We start from the raw sequence: 20,702 nt of genomic DNA on the forward strand, positions 1-20,702 counted from the left end.
TTTATGCTACACTGAATGGAAAATCAGGAAAAACGGGTGAGTAGGATGGCCAAAAGAGTAACGATGCAGCAAATTGCGGATGCTGCGGGGGTGTCCAAATTCGCAGTCTCGCGTGCGTTGACGGGCAAGCCTGGTGTAAGTGAACATACACGCGAGATGATTGTCAGAACGGCGGGGCAGCTCGGGTATTTCAGAACCGAACCGAAGCGTTATCCGGGTGAGACACCGATGTCAGCAGAGATGAAACCAGAAGCAGAGCGGCAAGGCACTGTATTGATTTTGTTTCCTAACATTCGTTCTCAGAATCGATCTTCCTTGTACTGGGGGCCTGTGTTCGATGGCATTTCGGATAGGCTGAATGAGAAGGGATTGGATATTTTAACGTTAACAGAACCCTCTTCAGATCGGATGTTCTCGGTTCTTAATCCAGAAGCGATCAGCGGAGTCATTACCGTGGGCACGATCTCGATATCGGTATTGCTGGAGATATACAGGCTGCGTATTCCGCTTGTGATGGTGGACCATGAAGACCCCGCCATATACGCAGACTCGGTTTTTACGGACAATATGAAATGTATGAAAGAATTGGTTCTCATGCTCGTAGGAAAAGGGTACAGAAGGTTCCAGTTTGCCGGGCAACTGCCTGATGCAGCAAGCTTTCGAGAACGCTGGCTTGCATATCGTACGGTGCTGGAAGAGAAGCAGTTGGAGGGGGATCAGCAAGAAGACTTACTGGGACCAGAGTATGAGCAGATCCGGAGATCTATTGCTGAAATGAAGCTTGAGGATATCCCTGAAGTGATTGTATGTGCGAATGATCATACGGCTGTTATTGTCCTTCAGGCACTTCGAAGCCGAGGTATTCAGGTACCTGAACGCTGTGCCGTAACCGGGTTTGACAATACGCAGACAGATGAGCCTATTCTCGCTTCGGTGCATATTAACAAAGAGAACCTGGGCACGAGAGCGGTAGATCAGCTGTTGTGGCGAATCGAACATCTGGATGAACCTTATGAACGCAAGCTGATCTATTCGGAATTGATTATTCGAGATGAATATAACGCCAGTATACAGTAATGAGGTATGCACTCATGGGATCATTTTAACGACGACATACAGGTAAATAAACTCAGATGAGAGACATGGAGAGGTTGGAGCTTCATGTCTTTTTGATATGTAGAAACCATTTAACAAATTAAATCACAAAACAGATTGACGACGAGAAGCATATCGTGTTAATTTTGTTTTGTAAGTTATTTATTTTTATGCTAACAAAACCTAACAGAATATTGGTTAACAACTCTAACAACAATGGAGGCTGTCATGAGCACAATACAATCACATGTTTTTCAGAATTGGACGTTCAAGGCTTGCGAAGATCAAGAGTGGATGCCGGCTCAGGTGCCAGGCTGTGTGCATACAGATTTGCTGAAGCTGGGCAAGATTCCAGATCCTTTTTATGAAACGAACGAGAAGGAAGTACAATGGATTGATAAGATAGATTGGGAATATCAGACGGAATTTGATGTGGCTGAAGGGTTGTTCTCGCAGGAACATCTGGAACTGGTGTTTGATGGTCTGGATACATATGCGGATGTGTATGTGAATGATGTGCATGTGTTATCAGCAGATAATATGTTTCGGGTATGGAAGGCAGATGTGAAGACCGTATTGAAGGGGAACGGCAACATTCTCCGAATACGTTTTCGGTCTCCGATTCAGGAAGATCTGCCGAAGCTGGAGAAGCTCGGCTATGCATTGCCAGCATCCAATGATCAGTCCGATGTCGGCGGACTTGGCGATAAGAGAGTAAGTATTTTTGCCCGTAAAGCTCCATATCACTATGGCTGGGACTGGGGTCCGCGCTTTGTAACCAGTGGGATCTGGCGTGAAGCACGTCTTGAAGGTTGGACACAGGTACGAATCAATGATGTGTATATCCAGCAAAATGAAGTGAGCGCTACCTCAGCTTCATTAACGGCTGTTGTGGAAGTCGAGACATCACAAGCGGTAGATACGGTCATTCGTATCGGCGCAGATGGTCAGAGATGGGAAAGGTCCGTATCACTACAGCCCGGAATTCAGACGGTGGAAATTCCAATCTCCATTAATGAACCGAAATTATGGTGGAGCCGTGGACTCGGTGATCCGCATCTGTACACCTTCCTTGCAGAAGTGCTTCAAGGTGAGCGAGCTGTGGCTGAATCTACAGTGAAGACAGGACTTCGTTCTATTCGCTTGGTACGTGAGAAAGATGCAGCGGGAGCATCCTTTTACTTTGAACTAAACGGTGTTGCGGTCTTTGCCAAAGGGGCCAACCATATTCCGAATGATAGCTTCATCACCGAAATTACTCGTGAACGTTATCGACATGAGATTGTATCTGCTGCCGAGTCCAATATGAACATGCTTCGTGTGTGGGGTGGCGGGATCTATGAGCAAGATGACTTCTATGAACTGTGTGATGAATACGGCATCCTGGTATGGCAAGACTTCATGTTTGCATGTAGCATGTACCCGGGAGACGAAGCATTCCTGAACAGTGTGAGACATGAAGCCATTGATAACGTGAAACGTCTGCGCAATCATCCAAGTATTGCACTTTGGTGTGGAAATAACGAGATTGATTCGGCTTGGGCTCACTATGTTGAGAATGGTGGCTGGGGCTGGAAGAAGGAATTTACTGTCGAGCAGCGTGAAAGCATCTGGGCCGATTATGAAGCCATCTTCCATGATCTGCTGCCAGAAGTGGTTGAAGCGTATGCTCCAGGTGTAGATTACTGGCCTTCTTCACCGCTTGTATCACTGTCAGGGGATGAGAAGCAGCATGCTCACCCGTCCACGGCCGAAGGCGATATTCACTACTGGGGTGTGTGGCACAATGTAGAACCGTTTGAAAACTATAACGTGCATGTAGGTCGTTTCATGAGTGAATACGGATTCCAGTCTTTCCCGGAGTACAAGTCAGTTCGGACTTATGCAGAAGAAGAGGATCTGGCTCTGGAATCGGAAGTCATGCTTGCGCATCAGAAGAACGGGGCAGGTAATCGTCTGATCAAACAGTACATGGATATGTACATGCATGAATCGAAAGATTTCCCATCGTTCCTGTATATGAGCCAGGTACTTCAGGCGGAAGCGATGAAGACAGCGATTGAAGCGCACCGTCGCCGCAAACCATTCTGTATGGGCACGCTTTACTGGCAAATGAATGACTGTTGGCCGGTGGCTTCATGGGCCGGTATGGACTACCTTGGTCGCTGGAAAGCATTGCAGTATTATGCGAAACGTAGCTTCAGTGATGTATTGGTATCCGTAGACGGAACCAAGGAAGATACAACGGATATTTATGTCATCTCGGATCAGCTTGAGCCAGTGAAGGGTCAATTGCAGGTACGACTGATTGGATTCGATGGCACGGTGTACCGTGCAGAAGAGCATGAAGTAACAGTGGCTTCCAACTCGGGTCAACAGGTATTGTCCCTGAGCCAGGCTGAATGGCTCGAAGGACATGACGCAGCAACAACGCTGCTCCGCCTGGATCTGAAGCAGAATGGAGCAGCGGACATTGTGCAGGAGCATTATTTTGCACCGTCCAAAGATATTGCATTGCAGCCTGTACAAATTAAAGTAACTGAGGTTACTGAAAATGATGGCAAATATCTTCAACTGGAAAGTGATGTGCTTGCCAAACAGGTATGGATTTCCTCCGAAGCGGAAGGCGTATTCTCGGACAATTTCTTCGACCTCATTCCCGGTATTCCGGTGAAAGTGCAGTTCACTTCCAGAGAAGGGCTGCAATCTGCCGATGCGGTTTCCAATACAGGACTCATTCAAGTTCGTTCCATGGCTGACTTTATCAAACTATAATAAGGCGTAACATTAGAACGGTTGAGATCTCTCTATGAGGGATTTCGACCTTTTTTATGTTGGAGCACCGAAAACAAACTAAACCAAATCAGAAGTGGACTTCAAAGACAGCTTCAATGTTGCTATAATTGATAATCATTATCAATTATAGGTGGTTTTTTAGTCACAATGCCAGAGTGTTGTGGTGTTTGATTGCTTAGGAAAGGGAGACTATATGGGAATTCAGAATGACATCAAGCTATGGGATCAGGTTCAGGTTCGCGTGCTTGATGTCCGTCTAATATCACTGGCAACAAACGAGTTCATGCGAAATTATGTGTTACCGACCAGTGCATTTGTGTATGTTCAAGGCAGGGGACAGGTGTGGCTGGACGAAGAGGTGTGGTCTACAAGCCAGTTCTTGCTACTTCACGGGGGAAAAGGAAGACGTCTGACACTTGAAGCGACCGGGGCTACGGAGGTACATCTGATTTTGTACAAATCAACGTTACCCTCCAATGTGCTGGTGGAGTACCGAATGATGCTGAACCAGCGTAATCCGTTTGAGGAGTCCTGGGCGACAGCGCCGGATCATGCACTTGAGCTACGTGAGCTTGTGCGGAATATATATGAATGCTGGTCAGGGCAGGAGCAAGTGGGCAAAATTCAGGTCAAAGTGTACTTCTTTCAACTGGTACAGCTTGTATTGCTACAACGGAATCGCATGCTTAACGAAGTTCAGCAGCCTTCGCTTACCGATCAGGTATTGCGATATATCAAAGCTCATTACCGGGAAGCCATCTCGCTTGATTCACTTGCCCAGTCCTTGAGCTACAGTCCGCAATATTTATCACGCAAATTCAAGGAACAGACGGGATGTACACCGACAGAATATGTGATTCGGTTACGAATGGGTGAGGCAAGAAGTCTGCTTGCATCCACGGAAGCTTCATTACAGGAGATTGCTGCGTATGTGGGCTATATGGACCCGTTCTATTTCAATCGTATATTCAAAAAAGAGACTGGGATCACACCGGGACAATATCGGATGAAGCAGCAGGCAAACTCGAAATCAGTTTCGAAAAGTGCATCAAATGCAACAAATGAATCCATTGTAACAGAGAGAAAGGAACGTTATCCTTTAATTGATGATGATAATCATTATCAATATGAGGGAGATGAGGAAATCAACATGTTTAACCATTTTAAATCAGCGATAGTATCTCTTGCGCTTGTACTCACATTGAGTGCTTGTGGAACAGCCCAGCAGGGGGCAGAAACATCCGAAGTTGCGGCTGAACCCGAACAACCGGCAGTCGTGGAAACCCAAATGGTGAATACGACCTTTGGTGAGGTAGAAATTCCTGCACATCCGGAGCGAGTTGCTGCCATAGATTATCTGGGAACGGTGCTTGCTCTTGGTGTCAAACCGATTGGTGGAGGCCAATTTCTAATGAACAGTCCTTATCTGGAAGGTCACATGGATGGTCTTGAAACGATAGGGGATTCCGTTGAACAATTGATGGAGCTGGAGCCGGATCTCATTATTACATTGAATCCGGACAAGGCCGCTTATGAGAAATACAGCAAGATTGCTCCAACCGTTTCGATCGCATCCATCACTTTCCCAACACTGAAGGACGAAGTAAACTATTTCGGTAAAGTCCTTGGCAGAGAAGCGGAAGCAGAGAAGTGGCTGGCTGATTTCGATGAGGAGATTGCCAAAATTAAGCAGGAGGTGCAGAGTGTTGTTCCAGCTGACGCTACATTCTCCGTTATGCAGGAATATGATCGCCAAGTCTTCATTTTTGGTAATCAGTCGGGCCGGGGAGGACGTAACATCTACGAATTGCTTGGATTGCAAGCACCAAAGAACATTCCATCCGAGTTGATGCAGGGCGCTTATCATGAATTCTCCATAGAACTGCTCTCAAAATATGCCGGAGATTACATTGTGCTGACCAGTAACTCTCAGCTGAAAGAGCTTCAGGCTGATCCAATCTGGGGTTCATTGCCTGCTATCAAAAATGGAAAAGTGTACATATGGACGGAAGAACAATCTTGGTTCCGTGACCCTATCGCCTTGTTGAAACAGACACAGGATCTGGCTGAATGGATTGTTGGACTTAATACACCGTCTAAGTAAGAAACTTCAAAAAAAACCGTGCCGCCCAGTTTGCTGAGCAGCACGGTTTTCATATTTTTTATGTAGGACTGAACAGTAGAAGGGGACTAGCTGTCTGTACGGAGAAGAAATAGCGGTGTGATTGCCGTATAAAAGATATTGGTTATTGTTTCTTTTGTTCGTTTTGAATTTCTTGCAGATCCTCCAGTTGCAGTGTGAGGTCATTCTCGGGGTTTGCGCTCACGATGACTTCCGATTGTGATTGTTGCTGACCTGGCTGGTTCGACTTGGCGGCAGGTTTGATTACGTAGAGACTTTGAACGGAGTTGAGCAAGCTGGCAGGGGTGTCTTCATACGTTTCCAGGAAAAGCACATAGTCTTTGGTAGGAATCAGCTTGAGGTTGTCATCATTAATAATCTCGGTGTTACCTAATTGTCCGCCAAGTTGCTTCACTTCAATGTGTTCCCCGGCAGTGTAACCGCCCTTATAGGATTCAGCGACCTGAATCGTGTGGATCGTATAGATTTTGTCAAAAGAAGACGGCTCTCCGCCCGGATCGGACGCTGGCTTTAACTCGTTTTCATTCGCAGCATTGGTAGCTTGTACGATATCGTTTAAAGCTTCCACTCGAGTCTCAACCACACTGCCTTTCACAATGGTATTGGCTCTCTCGGACAGGTCGCCAATGCTGGTATAACTCGGGTAATCTTCAGAAGCAATGATGGTCAAGGGTGCATCGGACGGGGACGCGGTAGGTGTAACAGAAGAGCAACCAACAGCAGATAGAATGAAAATGGAAGAGAGAAGAATCGTTAATACTCGTTTTTTGGTCATGGACAGGAATCCTCCTTGGATTTTGGAATGAGTTCGTAGCGGATTAGTACTTGGATCTTACGTTGTTGATATCAAAAGTTTGGGGTTGGGTCATGGAATTGCGGTTGCGGGAGTAAGACATAATGGAAGGACTGCTTGTTGTCGGGTTGTCACCTAGCCATACGGAGTGTCCGAGTTCGTGGACGAATACGCTTTGAATGAAGTTGGATAAGTTGGTCGCGTCAGGGGTGATCGTGGATGCATTGAGTTCGATGCGGAAGCTTACAACTTGACTGCCGGATACGGAGGCGTAGTTGACACCATATGCTGTGTTATTGAAGTTTCCTGCGGTGATGGTGTTCGGAGAGTTACTTGTTTTGGTGAATTGAACTTTGGCACCTGCATTGTTCCAGTTGGCAAGGGAAGCGTCCATAGGGGTCTGCCATGCGGAGGCGTAATTATACGTGCGAATGGGGATGGTGGTGCTGGGATAACCGTAGGTTAGAAAGGTTGCCGCGTAGATGGTACTGCCGAACATAGCAATCGCCGAGAACAACATGATGCTCATTAAAAACTTCCTTTTCATACTTAAAACATCCAATAAATGTATTTTATTCTCTATTATAGTAACAACTAATAGTTGGATTGAAATGAGTCGGAGGTCGTTGTTTTTGTCGTGAAAAACATGAAATATATCTTGATCAGACTATAATGGTGTCAAAATAAGTCATTTTCTGTTCGATGTGCATGCATAATTTCCCTAAAGTTACAAACAATACATCCAACTTACACAGGGAAAGGTAGTGCTTGAGCATGTGCAACCGTTTTTCATTGGCAGCCGATCTGGACGAAGTCAGAGATCATTTCAAGATTCAGCGAGTGATGTATTATTACAAAAACCGATACAATATCAGCCCAACGCAGCATACACCGATCATTTTGCATCAGGATGGTGAGCGTGTATTGGATGAGTTCCGGTGGGGCTTCATTCCATTCTGGGGCCGCGATGCGGTTAACGCGAATCTCATGACCGTGCATGAAAACCCCTCCTATTACAAACTGGTAGAGACCAAGCGCTGCGTTATTCCTTGCAACGGACTGTATTATTGGCGGCAAGAGGGCAAAAAAAGTTATGCGGTTCGTGTTGTTATGCCAGATCGTGGCTTGTTTGGCATTGCTGGTTTATATGAAGTATGGAAAGACACACGGAAAGAACCGCTTCGGACCTGCACGATGCTTATGACAGGCGCGAACATGGTTACACGCGAATTTGGCAGCAAAATGCCAGCCATTCTCTCCGAAGAAGAGATCAACACCTGGCTTGATCCTGCCAATACACGAGTGACTCAGTTACTGCCGCTGATCAAATCCTATAACAGTACAGAGATGAATCTGTATCCCGTAACACCGATGGTTGCCAATGACGAACACGACTGTTTCGAATGCGTGGAAGAGATGGATCAGAAGCTGGCCTACATTCGGAGTTTCTGAAAATCTTTTGAATAGAGTGAAGAAGATGAGGGGGCCGAGAGTCTGAAGACACTCTGCTCTTTTTTTCCTTTCTGAAAATGAAGAGTTGCAATTGCGGTGAAACGTAACTATAATCATTACAGTAAGTGAACGCATATATTCATATATCTATTAAAAGAGATATTTATAATCAGGAGGGAACCACGAATGAATCCAAAGTTTAACCAGATGTTCGAACAAGTTTCACTACCGACTGGCATTACACTGAAAAACCGTATCGTGCTCGCTCCGATGACTCATATGTCCTCAAATGCTGATGGTACTATTTCCGATGCTGAACTTGCTTATTATGCACGTCGCACCGGTGGTGCCGGCATGTCGATTACGGCTGTAGGGCATGTAACAGAAACTGGGATTGGTTTCCCGGCTCAGTTTGGCGTCTATGATGACCGCTTCATTCCTGGTCTGAAGAAACTGGCTGATACCATTAAACAACAGGGCTCTGTAGCCGTATTGCAAATTTTCCATGCGGGCCGTCTGACTCCGGAACAAGCTGTACCTGCGGGTCAAGTGGTTGCTCCTAGTGCAGTTGCGAGTGAGCGTCCAGGATCTCCTGAACCAAGAGAATTGACGGATGCTGAGATTACTTCCATTATCAAAGACTTTGGTGAAGCGACACGTCGTGCAATCGAAGCCGGATTTGATGGTGTTGAGATTCACGGTGCGAACGGTTATCTGATCCAGCAATTCTTCTCCCCGCATTCCAACCGACGTGAAGATCGTTGGGGCGGAAGTGTAGAGAAACGTCTGACATTCCCGCTTGCTGTAGTGGACGAGATTGAGAAAGTTGTTGCCGAACATACGAAACTGCCGTTCATCATTGGCTATCGCTTCTCCCCGGAAGAACCGGAAACACCGGGACTCACGATGGAAGAAACGTACCTACTAGTGGATGCGCTGAAAGATAAAAACCTGGATTACCTTCATGTCTCTGTGAACGAGTTTTGGTCCAAACCAAGACGTGGCGAAGCAGATACGCGTTCAAGAATCGAATTTATTCTGGATCGTGTGAACGGCAAATTGCCTGTGATCGGGGTGGGTGCGATTCATACAGCTGCTGAGGCTGCTGAAGCGCTTCAAACGGGAGTACCATTGCTTGCCATTGGACGTGAGTTGATTATCGAACCGGATTGGGTTGAGAAAATCGAGAGCGGACGGGAAGAGGATATTGAAACGATCCTGACCAAGTCCGATCAGGAACGTCTGGTTATTCCTGACGGATTGTGGAATGCAATCATCCACACGCCGGGCTGGTTCCCTATGGCAGAAGATAAATAAGATACACTTCAGAACTGGAATGGAGGGGGCGAAAGCTCCCTCTTTTTGCACGTGGTCCAAATTCTCCTAGTGATCGCACTGTGGTATGATGGAGGAACAGGATCAACTGGATAATCAACGGTTTGGAGTGAAGGAATATGCTCGTAGCTGAACGGTATGAGAAAATAGTGGAATGGGTGGATACGCAAGGCAGCATGCGTGTGACCGAACTTAGTGAGCGCTGCGGGGTGACGGAAGAGACGATTCGTCGTGATCTGGACAAGCTTGAACAGGCGGGCAGGCTAAGACGGTCCCATGGCGGGGCGGTCAGCGTGAAATACAAGGAAGAGTTACAGTCGGAGATTCCGTATCCGGAACGAGCTGTAGCCCATGCAGAAGAGAAACGCAGAATTGCAAGCGAAGCGGTGAAAATGGTGGAATCCGGCGACCGGATCGCCCTGGATGCAAGTACAACGGCGTGGTATATGGCGGCAGGATTGCCGAACATTCCATTGACGGTATTAACCAACTCGATTAAGGTCGCCGCAGAGCTGAGTAACAAGGAGCAGATTCGTGTGATTGCCACAGGTGGGCAACTGGCTTCGAAATCACTGTCTTTTGTAGGACCGCTGGCGGAACGTTCGCTGGATGCTTACCATGTGGATAAAGTATTTCTGTCTTGCAAAGGTGTGCATTTGACCAAAGGTATCAGTGAATCCAATGAATTGCAGGCCTTGGTGAAGCAAAAGATGATCCATATTGCGGATGAGGTCATTTTACTTGCAGATTCCAGCAAGTTTAACATCCAGGCCTTTACCAGAGTTGCTGAGATGAGCAGTGTGGGGAAAGTGATTACAGATCAGGGTGTAGACGAAGAGCAGGTTAGCGCATTGATCGAACAAAATATTACGTGTATACGTGTGTAAATCAGAAAGGAATGAATGTCATGAAACATCCTTTTCATCTGAAAGCGGTATGGAATGGTGGACGTAACAGTGAGGGAACCATTGATGCAGGTGGATTAAAAACAGTCATATCGATTCCGCAGGAGATGGGCGGACCCGGTACGGGAACCAACCCGGACGAGATGCTGCTGGGTGCAGCCTCCACTTGTTACTTGATCACGCTGGCAGCGATGCTGGAGCGTTCAGATATTACGCCGGATGAGTTGACGCTGGAGTCGGAAGCGACGGTAGATGTTACGAATAACGTGTTTACGTACGAACGGATCGTACATAGACCCCGGATCGTGCTCAGCGCAGATGCCTCCGAGGCGGATCTAACCAAAGCCGAGCGCTTGGCACACAAGGCTGAATCATCCTGCATGATCTCCCGAGCGGTGGCAGGTAATGTCGAGATGCAGACACAGCCAGTCATTGTTACCACTGGAGCTAGCGCGGTGTGATATACTAAAGAATAGACGATTCAAGTCGTCATTTGTGCAAAATAAGGAGAAGTTCGGTATGAACACACAGAAGCGCAAGACTAACCGCTGGGTACGTTTAACACGTGCGATGAAGCTGAATTTTCTCAAATTGTTACGTGCTCCCGGAGGTGCCCATAAAGTATCTACCGGATTTGCCATAGGGTTCGGACTGGAACTGATCGTGATCTCGACCGCATCCCTGATATATCTCGTATTCTATCCCATTGTGCGACTGTCTGGGGGTTCGATGCCAGCAGCGATTGTTGGTAACGTGATTGGAAAACTTACGTTTCTGCCTATCATTCTGATGCCGCTCGCGAAGCAGATTGGTTCCTGGATTCTGCCTGCTCACAGCATGGGACAGGGACTGGTACACGAGAGTGCATTCATGGAGCTGTTTCGTGGTAACTGGTCGGCGGTGAGTGAACTGTTGCTAGGAGGATTGGATATTCTGGCAGGTATGTCTGTGTTCGGTGTCATTTTGGGTGTGATTTCGTACTTTGTCGTGAAATTCTTCTACGTCAGAGCACTCAACCGGCGTTATGAACGCCGGCTGGAGAAACGCCGACAAGCGGATCTGGCGTCGGTATCGCCTCCGGTATTAATCAGGAAGCCATCACAATCATAATCGGCAGCATCAACATGGATGCAGCGGTGGTCCACAGGATGCAACGGGATACAAACTGCGGAGAAGCATTGAACTGTTCAGCCAAAATAACGGCGTTCACTGCGGTCGGCATCGATGCGAGGATCAGCAGCACACTGAACAACGTACCCTCGACCTGTAGCGCGGTCAGAATTAGCCAGGAGAGGATCGGTGCAGCTGCGAGACGGACTACAAGCCCGGTCCAGAAGGCTCGGCTGACATTGGGCAGCCAAGGTGCTGTAGCACCTTTTGGTCTGAGCATCTGTGCTCCCAGAATGGCGAGAACGACAGGAGAATAGCCCGCAGCCAGCATGGATATCCCTCCATCGAGTGCGTCAGGCAGACTCAGATTGGACGCGCTCAGCGCAATGGCGATGCCAGCAGCATAGATGGATGGCATGCGGAAAACGGATAGAATCGCATCTTTCACCGTGAATTCGGATCTCGCGGCAAAAAAGATACCTACCGTATTGACAATGATCATCTGTCCAATGACGTAGACGGAAGCCTTGTCCAGTCCAAGCTGACCAAAGGCAAGCAGTACTAGCGGGAGCCCGTAGTTCACGCAGTTCGTAAACGTGGAGACGAGGGTGAGACCCGCTTTTTCGCTTGCACCCAGACGGAAAACCCGGCTTAACAACTCGGCGAGTGCCCAGAGGGCAATCAGATTAATAATGGAGAACCAGAACGTGATGGTGACGTCTGTCCAGGTAATCTCGGCATGCAGCAATGTATTGAAGATGAGCGCAGGGCTCAAAATATAAAGGGAAAAGGTCGAGAGCGACCGGGTATCCCAATTCTTGAAGCGTTTTAACAGAATACCTCCGATCACGGGAAGTGATATCGGCAGGAATACATGGTATAACGTGAGTAAAAATGAGTGAAGCAATGCAGTTCAGTCCCTTCTGGATGAAAAACCTATCTTATCATAGCAGAAGATGCACCTCATATGAATGGATTTCAGTATGATCGTGTGCATTCCACCCGTTGTTTAACCGATGATTTTACGGATGTGCAGCGACAGCGGATTGCTATTTTGATATGGCAGATTTATTATAGAAGAGGTGCAACAAGATTACATACACATAGAGGAGGAAACTGTAATGAGTGAATCAAAACGCTTGCTCGTACTTGCTGGCTCTTATGCCGAAACGGAAAATGAGGGCATTTATGCATATGAATTGAATGAGGATACAGGCAGCTTGTCCAAACTTGACGGCATCGCTGGTGTGAAAAACCCAACGTTTGTCAACGTGGATGCTGAGGGTAACAAACTGTATGCGATTGGTGAAACAGCGTCAGCTGAAGGCAACAAAATGTCTGAAGCTGTAGCTCTGAGCATTGATCCTTCTACAGGAAAATTAACGTTGCTGAACCGGAATGACTCCATTTCAGCTCCACCATGTCATATCCAGCGTGATCCTTCCGGAAAATACTTGATCCTCTCCAGCTACCACGGTGGTCTGGTAGGTCTGCAAGCCTTGACGGATAACGGTGAAGTTGGAGCGCTTCTGGACGAGAAGAAACATGAAGGCCAAGGTGCGCATCCTGAGCGTCAGGACAAGCCACATGTTCACTCCGCATTCTTCAGCCCGGATGGTAAATACATGATGGTACAGGATCTGGGCGCAGATAACATCGCGATCTATTCCATTGATGCAGACAAAAATGAACTTGTGCTGCACAGTGAAACCAAAACGCATCCGGGAGCTGGCCCACGTCACTTGGCGTTCCACCCGAATGGTCAATTCGCATATGTCATCAATGAAGTGGATTCTTCCATTACTTCGTTCAAATATGATGCAGCAGCGGGCACGTTGACTGAATTGTCTACAGTATCTACACTGCCTGATGGATATGATGGCAAAGAGAATACAACAGCTGAAATCACTGTTTCCAATGATGGACGTTATGTATATGGTTCTAACCGTGGACATGACAGCATCGTTGTATTTGCAGTAGATGCAGACAAAGGTCACCTGACACTGGTTGAACATGTATCTGCGGAAGGTGAGCACCCGCGTCACTTTGCTCTGACACCTAACGGCAAATTGCTGATCGCAGCTAACCGCGATACAAACAACCTCGTGACATTCACGGTAGATCAGGAGAGCGGACGTCTGAAATACACAGGTCACAGCACAGGTGTATCCAAGCCGGTATGCGTGAAACCAGTATATCTGTAAAATGATAAATTTCTAAACCAGCCCTGGCTGGATTGAAAATGATAACGATAAAGACCCTGCCATGTGGCGGGGTCTTTTTATATTGAATATGTAATGGGATGATTAGGCTGCTGCTCTGCTGTAAGCGGGCGGATTGGAATAAAGGATTAATTCTATATTTGATTCACCTAACAACTAACAATTATCAATAGTATCGTCCAAGTAACTACCCCACTTCAAAGTGCGTACTTCCTGAATGGATAGTCAGGGTCTACAATGAGTGAGTAGCCAAAACAAACACTGCATGCATCTGAACAGACAAATTGGTGCAGGCTAAATATCTGATTATTATTTTTACAGGAACGAATCATACTTGAATAACAAAGGAGAAATAAATGATGAAATTGCAATTGGCACTTGACTTGGTAAACATCCCTGAAGGTATCGCACTGGTTAAAGAGGTTGAACAATATATTGATATCGTTGAGATTGGTACTCCAATCGTAATTAATGAAGGTTTACACGCCGTAAAAGCGATGAAAGAAGCATTCCCTAATCTGCAAGTTCTTGCAGACCTTAAAATTATGGACGCTGGTGGTTATGAAATCATGAAAGCAGCTGAGGCTGGTGCGGATCTGATCACTGTGCTTGGGGCAACCAATGACAGTACGATCAAAGGTGCAGTAGCAGAAGCGAAGAAACAAAACAAACAAGTTCTTGTGGACATGATCAACGTGCCTAACCTGGAACAACGTGCTCGTGAAATTGATGCGCTTGGCGTAGATTACATCTGTGTACACACAGGTTATGACCTGCAAGCTGAAGGACAAAGCCCGTTCGAAGATCTGCAAACGATAAAAGCTGCTGTGAAAAATGCCAAAACGGCTGTCGCTGGTGGAATCAAGCTGGAAACATTGCCAGAAGTAATCAAAGCACAACCGGATCTGGTTATTGTAGGCGGCGGTATCACAGGACAAGCAGACAAAGCCGCAGTTGCAGCTGAAATGCAACGTCTTGTTAAACAAGGGTAAGCAGATGAGCAAAACACAGTACGCAGCTGACATCTTGAAGGAGCTGGAACGTACGCTTAGCCAGATCGACGATGCAGAAATGCAAGGGATGGCTGAACACATTTTGGCTGCGGAACAGATTTTTGTGGCTGGAGCAGGTCGGTCAGGTCTTATGGGAAAGGCTTTTGCCATGAGATTGATGCAGATGGGGCTTCGTGTATATGTGGTGGGTGAGACTGTTACACCTGGGATCAGCTCGAAGGACTTTCTCTTGTTATGCTCAGGCTCAGGAGAAACAGGTAGCCTCGTAGCGATGGCTCAGAAAGCTAGTTCGGCAGGTGCGCCTGTCGGTCTGATTACGATCAAGCCAGAGTCCACGATAGGGCAATTGGCGACTACGGTAGTGCGCCTTCCGGCTTCAGCCAAAGAGGACACGGCAACTTCCGGAGCGGATGTAACCATTCAGCCGATGGGCTCGCTGTTCGAACAGGGACTGTTGATTGGCATGGATGCACTCATCCTTACGATGATGGAAATGAAGGGTATGACCGGAGCGGATATGTTTGGCCGCCACGCGAACCTGGAATAGCGATTAGATGAAAGAAAGACCGGAATCCTTTGATTGCAAAGGGTTCTGGTCTTTTCTGCGATGCAAAGTCATTCATCTGTATAGATTTTATTCGTGATTTTCACTTAAACTTTGCATCCCGACCAGGCTGTAGTAGAATTAATAGATAGCTGTATCGAATGAATGTACTTATTACATCATGCATGGAGCGGAAAGCTTACTTCGTGTGAAGTGTCCCCGTGATATGCGTAATATACGCGATATAAGATTGAAGATGAGGGGGCTCGGAGCCATGGCAGCCGAAGTCAAGGAACGGATTAACCTGAAAGAAATCAACTGTGAGAAGGAATTGACCCTTGCGGTGATCGGTGGCAAATGGAAACTGATTATTTTGTGGCATTTGGGTCTGGAAGGCACCAAACGTTTCAGTGAGCTGAAACGCCTAATCCCTCATATTACCCAGAAGATGCTGACCAACCAGCTACGTGAGCTGGAGGAAGACAAGCTGATTGAGCGCAAGGTGTACGCAGAAGTGCCTCCTCGGGTAGAATATACATTGACAGATCACGGTCAAAGCCTGATGCCTGTCCTGCACGCAATGTATAACTGGGGTAAAAATTACGGTGAAAATGTAATCTGGAAAGAAAGCTAAATAAGTAAGATCTATAATGAACCGCCGGGTAAATGGATTTTTCCATTACCCGGCGGTTTTTTTAGTTACTTTCAGACCATGGTCACATGAGCAAAAGTTTATACGAAACGTAGAGGACAGAAATAGTTTGAAGAAGCGAAGCTAAAAGATTTCTGAAAGAAAGCTACATCGCAAGCACATACTGGCCTTTATCCTAGTTACCCTTTTATATAGATGGAACTAAACATTCACACGAGAACGTAGAGGACAGAAAGAACCTGAAGAAGCGGAGCTAAAAGCTTTCTAAAAGAAAGCTACATCGGAAGCATACGCCTCGCCTTTATCACCGGATTTTCACCTTTGAAAAAGGGAATCAAAAAAATCTGGGGATAAGAGCGATCGGAAGGTTGTTCTGTCATCGGAGTGGTAAGTGTGAATAATCTTTAGTACAATCTATACTCCCTTGAACTGGAATATGATACGATGAGAGATATTGGAAAATGCAAGGAGGATGACAACTAAAGATGGAAAAAATACGTACACGTGCTGAGGTAAATCAGGAAACGACTTGGGATTTGAGAGACTTGTTTGTAACCGATGTAGAGTGGGAGCAGGAGCTTCGATCACTTCCTGAGGCTGCGGCCCAGATCGAAACGTTCAAAGGGCGTCTGGGCGAAGGCGCTGAGCAATTGCTGGCTTGTCTGGATGCGCGTGAAGCTTTGCAAGAGCGGATCGGCAAGACGGCTTCCTATGCCCGTTTGAAGCAATCAGAGGACAGTACTAATCCAGTGAATATTGAGAATTCAGCCAAGGCAGGAGATATCCTATCGAATCTGTCGTCGTCCTTGTCTTTTGTCAATTCGGAGATCGTTGATCTGCCGGACGGAACAGTGGAGCGCTACCTTGAAGAACTTCCGGGATTGGAGCCGTATGCGCGCAGTTTGGAGCGTTTGATTCGAGAAAAAGAACATCGGCTTACACCCGAGACCGAGAAGGTACTCGCTTCACTTGGAGAGGTGCTGGATTCGCCATACCGAATCTATCTGCGCGGTAAACTGGCAGACATGACGTTTGACGATGCCCTCGATGGAGAGGACAATAATCGTCCGTTATCTTGGTCATTCTATGAAAATAATTATGAGATGTCGTCTGATACGAAGCTGCGCCGTTCTGCCTATGCAGCGTTCAGCTCGACATTGAATGAGTACAAAAATACGTTCGCAGAAGGCTATGCAACCGAAGTGAAGAAACAGGTTGTTTTATCCAGACTACGTGGTTACGACGATGTTACAGATATGCTTCTTAGCCCACAGCAAGTGAGCAAAGAGATGTACAATAATGTGCTCGATATTATCCAGCAGGAACTCGCACCTCATATGCGCAGACTGGCTGCTCTCAAGAAACGCGAACTGGGTCTGGACAAGCTGATGTTCTGTGATCTGAAGGCCCCGCTTGATCCTGAATTTAGCCCTGCCATTACATATGATGAGGCGTGCACACTCATTCGTGAAGCACTTGATGTGCTTGGGCCAGAGTATGGCGAGATCGTAGAGCGCGCATTCAGTGATCGCTGGGTGGATTACGCAGATAATGCAGGCAAATCCACAGGGGCATTTTGCTCCTCTATATATGGTTCGCACTCCTATATTCTAATTTCATGGGCGAACAATATGCGTGGGGCATTTACGCTTGCGCATGAAGTAGGACATGCAGGCCACTTTATGCTCGCGGGACGTTACCAAAAGCTCACGAATACACGGCCATCTCTTTATTTTATTGAGGCACCGTCGACCATGAATGAAATGCTGCTGGCAGATCATCTATTGAAGCGTTCCGATAATCCGAGAATGCGTCGTTGGGTCATTTTGCAACTGTTGAATACGTATTACCATAACTTCGTTACACATCTGCTGGAAGGGGAATTACAGCGCAGGGTGTATGCACTCGCAACCAATGATGAGCCCATTACGGCGAAGACATTAAGTCAGCTCAAAGGAGACATCCTCTCCGAATTCTGGGGACCTGATCTGGTTATTGATGAAGGGGCCAAACTCACATGGATGAGACAACCTCATTATTATATGGGACTATATCCATATACCTATGCGGCAGGCTTGACGGCTTCCACAGCGGCTGCACAGCAGATCCGGGAAGAAGGACAGCCAGCTGTAGATCGCTGGCTTGAAGCACTCAAAGCCGGTGGAAGTCTCACGCCGCAGGAGTTAATGAAGCTCGCGGGTGTGGATATGTCCGGACCTGAGCCGATTCGTTCTGCAGTTGCTTATGTCGGCAGTCTGGTCGACGAACTTGAACGTCTGTATTCATGATCTGGTTCATATAGTATACGGACAAGGCAGAACGGGTTGTCTGCATGCACCGCCTTCCTTGCGTGGGGGCGGTGCATCTTATTTTGCAAGGGGAAAGGAACGATGATGAATGGCGTTAACGAGCATGTCCTCATCGATCGGCCGATTAAGCGTGGATGGTTTCGGTGTTTTTGATGACATGAATGGAGTACCGGGTTTTGAGGGCAATCAGGGTGGCTTTTTTGCGGGATTCAATGAGTTTGCTGCAATGAATGCATTTGCTTCGATTTTCATTGGTGCCATATTTCTCATCATTGCGGGAGTTATTGTTTTTGTTATAATTTCAGGCATACGCTCAGGATCGTCAAATAACGCGGCAGCTTTGTTAACCCTTCATTCTACGGTGGTGGCCAAACGAACGGAAGTCTCAGGTGGAAGCGGCGATAGCAGTGCGACTACTCGTTATTATGCTACATTTGAATTCGATAATGGGGAGCGCACTGAACTGATTGTTGGCGGAAACCATTATGGCATGATGGTGGAAAATGATCGAGGGATGCTGACGTATCAGGGCACGCGGTTCAAGCATTTTGAGAGAGAGGTACAGCCCCAGTCGGGGGTAAGCAAAGGTCAGTTTTATACCTGAAAAAAGAAATGCGGCTCCTCCCAGGTGGGAGAGAGTCGTTTTTGGTATGCCTAAAAGAAAGAAAAACCGAAGGGTATTCAAACGCTTACAATGGTGATATACTCGTAAAATAAAGTAAAACAGTATTAAACAAAAACAAACAAACAATAAATACAGAATAAAGTACAGGGTTACGGACTGAATCAAGAGATACCGCTTGGAAAATAGGATTGGTTCGAAAGGTTGGTGAAGCGCGGTGAGTGTGCTGGCTTATGATTTGGGCGCCGGGAGCGGGAGAGCGCTACTGGGACATCTGAATGATCGAGGGATTGAAACAAGCGAAATTCATCGGTTCAAGAATGAACCGGTAAAGGTTGGCGAGCGGATGCACTGGGATATTCTGCGATTGCATCATGAATTGTTGCAAGGGCTTACGCTTGTGAAGCAGCAGGGGGAACAGCCGGAGAGCCTGGGAATCGATTCTTGGGGTGTTGATTTCGGTCTGCTCGGCAGTAATGGGGAGTTGCTGGGTAATCCGTATCATTACCGTGATACACAGTTTAACGGCATGATGGATCAGGTACGGCAAGAGCTGACCTCTCAGCGAATCTTCCAACGTACAGGGATTCAGTTTCTTAGCTTTAATACCCTGTACCAATTGGTAACGCTTCAACGCAGTGGTTCCCCGTTGCTTCATGAAGCAGAGCGTTTTCTCATGATTCCGGATTTGCTTCGTTATTTCTTGACCGGAGAAGCGGTGAATGAGTTCACGAATGCAACGACGACGCAATTATACAATCCATTGGCGGGTCAGTGGGACAGTGAGTTGCTGGCGCATATTCGCATTTCGGAAAAACTGTTCGGTGAAGCGGTGATGCCCGGCACCCGTGTTGGACAATTGCGCAGCAGTATCTGTAATGATCTGGGTCTTTCACCGATACCGGTGATCGCGGTTGCGGAGCATGATACGGGTTCGGCCGTTGTGGCTGTTCCTGCAACGGAACGTTCATTTGCTTATCTGAGTTGTGGAACCTGGTCCCTGATGGGTACGGAGATAGATCATCCTGCGATAAGTAGCCAGAGTCTGGCCTTGAACTTCACGAATGAAGGCGGGGCGGGCGGAACCTTCCGTCTGCTCAAGAACATCATGGGACTGTGGATTTTGCAGGAAAGCATGCGGGAGTGGGAGCGCCAGGGGCAGGGAATTAGCTATGATGCGTTATTGGCGAAGGCGGAACAGGCACCTCCATTTGCCAGTTTGTTTGATCCGGATGATGAACTGTTCATGCCAGCAGGAGATATGACGACCCGTATACGCCAGTATTGTCGTGATACAGGGCAAGTGGTGCCAGAGGATCAAGGTGCTATTGCCCGTGCAATTCTGGAGAGTCTGGCATTGAAGTATAGAAGAGTGCTGGAATGGACGGAACAATTGTCGGGACAGACGTTCAACGGATTGCATATGGTCGGTGGAGGTATCCAGAACCGCCTGTTATGTCAGTGGACTGCAAATTCCATTGGAAAACCGGTATGGGCGGGTCCGGCAGAGGGCAGTGCAATCGGGAATATGGCTGTGCAATGGATGGCAAGCGGAGCTTTTAAGGATATCTGGGAAGCCCGTAAGGCCATTCGTGATTCATTTCCGGTAACTGCATATGAGCCGCAGGACAGGTCAGTTTGGGAAGATGCTTACGGCAGATTTCTGCGTGTGACGGCTTCATCTAATTCACAATCGGGGAGTGAGGTTTAA

18 protein-coding genes are annotated in these 20,702 nt (G+C 47.2%); 15 read left to right on the forward strand and 3 right to left on the reverse strand.

What is annotated here, in order from left to right:
* The first annotated feature begins 45 nt into the window (after nucleotides 1-45).
* The 3 genes from MKX75_RS11850 to MKX75_RS11860 all read left to right on the forward strand — a co-directional run bounded on the left by MKX75_RS11850 (nucleotide 46) and on the right by MKX75_RS11860 (nucleotide 5,995).
* On the forward strand, nucleotides 46-1,077 hold the full coding sequence (locus MKX75_RS11850; RefSeq protein WP_076330790.1) for a LacI family DNA-binding transcriptional regulator: 1,032 nt from the start codon (nucleotides 46-48) through the stop codon (nucleotides 1,075-1,077).
* 246 nt (nucleotides 1,078-1,323) lie between these two features.
* A complete protein-coding gene (locus MKX75_RS11855; protein ID WP_339169703.1) occupies nucleotides 1,324-3,870 on the forward strand; it encodes a glycoside hydrolase family 2 protein in 2,547 nt (848 codons plus the stop codon).
* Nucleotides 3,871-4,084: 214 nt separating this feature from the next.
* Nucleotides 4,085-5,995 (forward strand): AraC family transcriptional regulator, encoded by a 1,911-nt coding sequence (locus tag MKX75_RS11860; protein WP_339169705.1) that lies wholly within the window; start codon nucleotides 4,085-4,087, stop codon nucleotides 5,993-5,995.
* A 142-nt stretch (nucleotides 5,996-6,137) separates the two neighbouring features.
* Here the strand turns inward: MKX75_RS11860 and MKX75_RS11865 are convergent, their stop codons facing one another.
* Together MKX75_RS11865 and MKX75_RS11870 are read right to left on the reverse strand one after the other, a co-directional pair.
* Complete coding sequence (locus tag MKX75_RS11865; protein WP_076330793.1) at nucleotides 6,138-6,809, reverse strand: hypothetical protein; 672 nt, start codon at nucleotides 6,807-6,809, stop codon at nucleotides 6,138-6,140.
* A 43-nt stretch (nucleotides 6,810-6,852) separates the two neighbouring features.
* Nucleotides 6,853-7,356 carry a hypothetical protein gene (locus tag MKX75_RS11870; protein WP_076330794.1) on the reverse strand — a complete coding sequence of 168 codons (504 nt, stop codon included), beginning with the start codon at nucleotides 7,354-7,356 and terminating at the stop codon, nucleotides 6,853-6,855.
* Between the two features lie 245 nt (nucleotides 7,357-7,601).
* Between MKX75_RS11870 and MKX75_RS11875 the strand changes: the two genes are divergently transcribed.
* From MKX75_RS11875 to MKX75_RS11895, 5 genes are all read left to right on the forward strand, one after another.
* Nucleotides 7,602-8,279, forward strand: a complete 678-nt coding sequence (locus MKX75_RS11875; RefSeq protein ID WP_062833981.1) for an SOS response-associated peptidase — start codon at nucleotides 7,602-7,604, stop codon at nucleotides 8,277-8,279.
* A 186-nt stretch (nucleotides 8,280-8,465) separates the two neighbouring features.
* Entirely contained in the window at nucleotides 8,466-9,596 is a 1,131-nt protein-coding gene (locus tag MKX75_RS11880) for an NADH-dependent flavin oxidoreductase (RefSeq protein ID WP_076330795.1), read from the forward strand.
* A gap of 137 nt (nucleotides 9,597-9,733) precedes the next feature.
* Entirely contained in the window at nucleotides 9,734-10,501 is a 768-nt protein-coding gene (locus MKX75_RS11885) for a DeoR/GlpR family DNA-binding transcription regulator (RefSeq protein WP_076330796.1), read from the forward strand.
* A gap of 20 nt (nucleotides 10,502-10,521) precedes the next feature.
* Nucleotides 10,522-10,980 carry an OsmC family protein gene (locus tag MKX75_RS11890; protein ID WP_339169709.1) on the forward strand — a complete coding sequence of 153 codons (459 nt, stop codon included), beginning with the start codon at nucleotides 10,522-10,524 and terminating at the stop codon, nucleotides 10,978-10,980.
* A 58-nt stretch (nucleotides 10,981-11,038) separates the two neighbouring features.
* The gene (locus MKX75_RS11895; RefSeq protein WP_076330797.1) at nucleotides 11,039-11,629 is read left to right on the forward strand and encodes a DUF2062 domain-containing protein; all 591 of its coding nucleotides are present in this window, start codon (nucleotides 11,039-11,041) and stop codon (nucleotides 11,627-11,629) included.
* On the opposite strand, the gene MKX75_RS11900 is transcribed toward MKX75_RS11895, so the two are convergent.
* Nucleotides 11,607-12,536, reverse strand: coding sequence for an AEC family transporter (locus MKX75_RS11900; protein WP_339169710.1), 930 nt, complete (start codon nucleotides 12,534-12,536; stop codon nucleotides 11,607-11,609). The genes MKX75_RS11895 and MKX75_RS11900 overlap by 23 nt on opposite strands.
* A gap of 214 nt (nucleotides 12,537-12,750) precedes the next feature.
* Here MKX75_RS11900 and MKX75_RS11905 point away from each other — a divergent pair, with 214 nt between their 5' ends.
* From MKX75_RS11905 to MKX75_RS11935, 7 genes are all read left to right on the forward strand, one after another.
* Nucleotides 12,751-13,833 (forward strand): lactonase family protein, encoded by a 1,083-nt coding sequence (locus tag MKX75_RS11905; RefSeq protein ID WP_339169712.1) that lies wholly within the window; start codon nucleotides 12,751-12,753, stop codon nucleotides 13,831-13,833.
* A 377-nt stretch (nucleotides 13,834-14,210) separates the two neighbouring features.
* Nucleotides 14,211-14,843 (forward strand): 3-hexulose-6-phosphate synthase, encoded by a 633-nt coding sequence (gene hxlA, locus MKX75_RS11910; RefSeq protein WP_036670570.1) that lies wholly within the window; start codon nucleotides 14,211-14,213, stop codon nucleotides 14,841-14,843.
* Nucleotides 14,844-14,847: 4 nt separating this feature from the next.
* Entirely contained in the window at nucleotides 14,848-15,411 is a 564-nt protein-coding gene (hxlB, locus tag MKX75_RS11915) for a 6-phospho-3-hexuloisomerase (RefSeq protein WP_339169714.1), read from the forward strand.
* Nucleotides 15,412-15,682: 271 nt separating this feature from the next.
* The gene (locus tag MKX75_RS11920; protein WP_062833989.1) at nucleotides 15,683-16,042 is read left to right on the forward strand and encodes a helix-turn-helix domain-containing protein; all 360 of its coding nucleotides are present in this window, start codon (nucleotides 15,683-15,685) and stop codon (nucleotides 16,040-16,042) included.
* A gap of 503 nt (nucleotides 16,043-16,545) precedes the next feature.
* A complete protein-coding gene (gene pepF, locus MKX75_RS11925; RefSeq protein WP_339169716.1) occupies nucleotides 16,546-18,348 on the forward strand; it encodes an oligoendopeptidase F in 1,803 nt (600 codons plus the stop codon).
* Nucleotides 18,349-18,472: 124 nt separating this feature from the next.
* Nucleotides 18,473-18,973 carry a DUF2500 domain-containing protein gene (locus tag MKX75_RS11930; RefSeq protein ID WP_339169718.1) on the forward strand — a complete coding sequence of 167 codons (501 nt, stop codon included), beginning with the start codon at nucleotides 18,473-18,475 and terminating at the stop codon, nucleotides 18,971-18,973.
* 235 nt (nucleotides 18,974-19,208) lie between these two features.
* Nucleotides 19,209-20,702, forward strand: a complete 1,494-nt coding sequence (locus tag MKX75_RS11935) for a rhamnulokinase family protein (RefSeq protein WP_339169719.1) — start codon at nucleotides 19,209-19,211, stop codon at nucleotides 20,700-20,702.

Origin of the sequence: Paenibacillus sp. FSL R5-0341 (assembly GCF_037975235.1) — a bacterium.
Lineage (GTDB): Bacteria > Bacillota > Bacilli > Paenibacillales > Paenibacillaceae > Paenibacillus > Paenibacillus amylolyticus_A.